Consider the following 3,543-nt stretch of genomic DNA (forward strand, 5'->3'; position numbering starts at 1 on the left):
CGTTCCGCGCCGCGCCCGCCGGTGGCGAAGCCGGCGGCGAGGAGAAGGATCCGGGCGAAGCCGCCGCCGAAGGCGACATGGACGACGACGAGTTCGAGAACCAGATGTCGCTCGCCGCCATCGAGGCCGAGCTGAAGCCGAAGGTGGTCGAGACCTTCGACAAGATCGCATCCGAGTACAAGAAGCTGCGCCGCCTGCAGGAGCAGGACATCGCCAACCAGCTGCAGAGCGAGTCGCTGTCGCCCTCGCAGGAGCGCAAGTACAAGAAGCTGAAGGACGAGATCATCGTCGAGGTGAAGTCGCTGCGCCTCAACCAGGCCCGCATCGATTCGCTGGTCGAGCAGCTCTACGACATCAACAAGAAGCTGGTCTCGTTCGAGGGCCGCCTGCTGCGCCTCGGCGACAGCCACGGCGTCGCGCGCGAGGACTTCCTGCGCAACTACCAGGGCTCGGAGCTCGATCCGCGCTGGCTCAACCGTGTCTCGAAGCTCTCGGCCAAGGGCTGGAAGAACTTCGTCCATCACGAGAAGGACCGCATCAAGGACCTGCGCCACGAGATCCAGTCGCTGGCGGCGCTCACCGGGCTCGAGATCGGCGAATTCCGCAAGATCGTGCACGGCGTGCAGAAGGGCGAGCGCGAGGCCCGTCAGGCCAAGAAGGAGATGGTGGAAGCCAACCTCCGTCTCGTGATCTCGATCGCCAAGAAGTACACCAACCGCGGCCTCCAATTCCTCGACCTGATCCAGGAAGGCAATATCGGCCTGATGAAGGCGGTCGATAAGTTCGAGTATCGCCGCGGCTACAAGTTCTCGACCTACGCCACCTGGTGGATCCGGCAGGCGATCACCCGTTCGATCGCCGACCAGGCCCGCACCATCCGCATCCCCGTGCACATGATCGAGACGATCAACAAGATCGTCCGCACCTCGCGCCAGATGCTGAACGAGATCGGCCGCGAGCCGACCCCGGAGGAGCTCGCCGAGAAGCTCGGCATGCCCCTGGAGAAGGTCCGCAAGGTCCTCAAGATCGCCAAGGAGCCGCTGTCGCTCGAGACGCCGGTGGGCGACGAAGAGGATTCGCATCTCGGCGATTTCATCGAGGACAAGAACGCGATCCTGCCGATCGATGCTGCGATCCAGTCGAACCTGCGCGAGACCACCACGCGCGTCTTGGCCTCGCTCACCCCGCGCGAAGAGCGCGTGCTGCGCATGCGCTTCGGCATCGGCATGAACACCGATCACACGCTGGAAGAAGTCGGCCAGCAGTTCTCGGTGACCAGAGAGCGCATCCGCCAGATCGAAGCCAAGGCGCTGCGCAAGCTGAAGCACCCGTCGCGGTCGCGGAAGCTGCGGTCGTTCCTCGACAACTGATTCCATCGGTATTGATCGAAACAAGAACGGCGGGCCGATGCCCGCCGTTTTTGTTTGCAGACGGACCGCGACAAACTCACGCCAGCGCCCGCGGCCACCCCTCTCCCCAACCCTCCCCCGCAAGGGGGGAGGGAGCCTGAATGGTGTGTCGCCTGACGTTGCTTCTCGCTCTTGCAGTCGCGCCATAACGTGTCGCGCGCAGGCGCGCGTCGCATATCGTTCGCAAAATGCGAGGGAAGCACCGGCGGAAGGGCTCCCTCCCCCCTTGCGGGGGAGGGGCGGGGAGAGGGGTGCCGCTTGCTCCGCTGTTGACGAGGCGCGAAAGTCTCGCCCCGCTACTTCTTCTTCGCGCCGACGCGCTCGATGGTCTTGATTTCGAGCGGCGGGCGGCCGCCCTTTTCGGCGATCTCGCGGTCCTGCTCGCGCAGGAAGGCGCGCGCCGGCTCGTCGCCGTCGAGCCCGCCCAACAGCTCCGAGGGCACGCGGCGGTTGGAACGCTGCGAGCCGTCCTCATAGAAGACGTTGAAGAAGGCGAATTCGCCTTTGGGATTGGTCCCGGGTTTTTTCGGCATGCGCGGCTTGTCCCTGATCGGCGCGCGGCTGTCAAAGCAAATCGCCGCCCCCTCGCGCCGGTCTGCCCTGCGCGATCAGGTTGCGCACAGCCCTTGCGCAACGTCGGGCGCAGTTCGGGCTGCGATGCCGTCGCCGCACCCGTCCGGTCACATCAACGACATATACGCCTCAGCCCTCGAACAGCACGAACGCCGCCCACACGCCGGGATCCCTTGCGCCCGCGACCTTGCCGTCGCGCGCGTCGCGCTTCGTCCGGCGCAACGCATCCGAATAGGTCAGGCCCTCGGCCAGATGCTCGTAGAAGCGCACGGTGAAGTTCGCGGTGCCCTCGTCGGCGACCGGCCACAATGTCAACAGCGCGCGCCGTACGCCGGCGATGCCGAGTGCGGTCGGCAGGCCGCGCAGGCCGCTGACGAAGCTCTCGTCGCCGCGGCCGGTCTCGCAGGCCGACAGCACCAGGAGGTCGAGCCCCGACAGGTCCCAGTCCATCAATTCGAAGGCATAGAGATAGCCGTCCTTCTCGTCGCGCAGCGGCCAGCGGCTGCCGCCGGCGCCGGACAGCACGATGCCGCTCTGCCAGAGCGTGTCGAGGCCTCCCGCCGTGCTGTCGTGATAGAAGCCGTGCGTCGCCAGATGCGCGATGCGGGCCTTGCCGATCGCCTGGCGCAGCGCGGCTTCGCTGACGTCGTGCCCGCTCATCATCTCGACCGGCGCGCCGCGCGCCCGGGCGAGTTTTGCGATCGCCTCGATCTCGGTCTTCGTGCCGGGCAGCGGCATCGGCCCGGGCTCGCCGTATTCGATGCCACCGGCGAGCAACATCGCGCCGCGCTGATCGAGCGTCTCGCGCGCATGAATCGCGATCAGCGCATCGGGGCTCGTCAGCATCCGGATCGTAATGCGGTCCTCCAGCAGGCCGCCGTCGGCGCCTGCCAGCAGCGAGAACGGCACCGCAAACAGGAAGCCGTCCGGCACCACATAGAGCGTGGATTTGTCCTTGAGGACAGGCTCCAGCGGCGCGAACAGCCGCGCGTGCAGGTTCTGGAAGCGACTCTTGAGGTCGAGCGACCTGGCGTCAGGCACCCTGGCGCCGGGATCAGGCGCCGTGGCCCGCATCGTCCGCAGCCGCGCGATCTCGGTGCGCACTCCGGTGTCGACCATGCGGCCGGGATCGCCGAGATCGACCACGCGCGGCTCGCTCGTTGCGGTCTCGACGATGGCGTAGAGCACGGTTGCCGCAAGCGGCTCCTTCGATTGCCGATCCGCCTTCCACTGCCGCGTGATGAAGTAGTTGACGACAGCTTCCTGCGGCCCGAGCAGCTGCGACGGCCGGATCGGGTCTTGCGGCAGCTTCATGCCGATCGCATCGAGCCGCTTGGTCAGCGCCTTCTCGGCCGCGTCCTGCCGCCCCCACACCGATCGCGCCCAGTCGTCGATATTGCCCGACGAGAACAGCTCCTGCTTCTCGCCGTTGAGCCGCAGCGCCGCGCGCACCAGCGTCGCGGTCTCCTCGTCCTTGCCGGCAACCTGCGTCTCGAACTGGCGCAGCGCGGTGGCGTCGCCGCCGCCGAGCGTCTTCCAGCGCAGCACGGCGGCGGCGAAG

3 protein-coding genes are annotated in these 3,543 nt (G+C 66.9%); 1 reads left to right on the top strand and 2 read right to left on the bottom strand.

Annotated elements, in window-relative coordinates; genetic code table 11:
• On the top strand, positions 1-1,370 hold a 1,370-nt coding region (gene rpoD / locus H8A92_RS39970; protein WP_229200738.1), incomplete at its 5' end, for an RNA polymerase sigma factor RpoD.
• A 335-nt stretch (positions 1,371-1,705) separates the two neighbouring features.
• Here rpoD and H8A92_RS39975 read toward each other — a convergent pair.
• Both H8A92_RS39975 and H8A92_RS39980 read right to left on the bottom strand, forming a co-directional pair.
• Complete coding sequence (locus H8A92_RS39975) at positions 1,706-1,942, bottom strand: hypothetical protein (protein ID WP_092124162.1); 237 nt, start codon at positions 1,940-1,942, stop codon at positions 1,706-1,708.
• Positions 1,943-2,111: 169 nt separating this feature from the next.
• A partial coding sequence (locus H8A92_RS39980; RefSeq protein ID WP_229200739.1) for a CHAT domain-containing protein occupies positions 2,112-3,543 on the bottom strand: 1,432 nt, incomplete at its 5' end.

Origin of the sequence: Bradyrhizobium acaciae (genome assembly GCF_020889785.1) — a bacterium.
GTDB classification, from domain to species: Bacteria; Pseudomonadota; Alphaproteobacteria; order Rhizobiales; family Xanthobacteraceae; genus Bradyrhizobium; species Bradyrhizobium acaciae.

Bases quoted from the DNA above. Each gene is read 5' to 3' on its own strand.
- H8A92_RS39975 (WP_092124162.1), bottom strand. From the start codon at position 1,942: ATGCCGAAAAAACCCGGGACCAATCCCAAAGGCGAATTCGCCTTCTTC.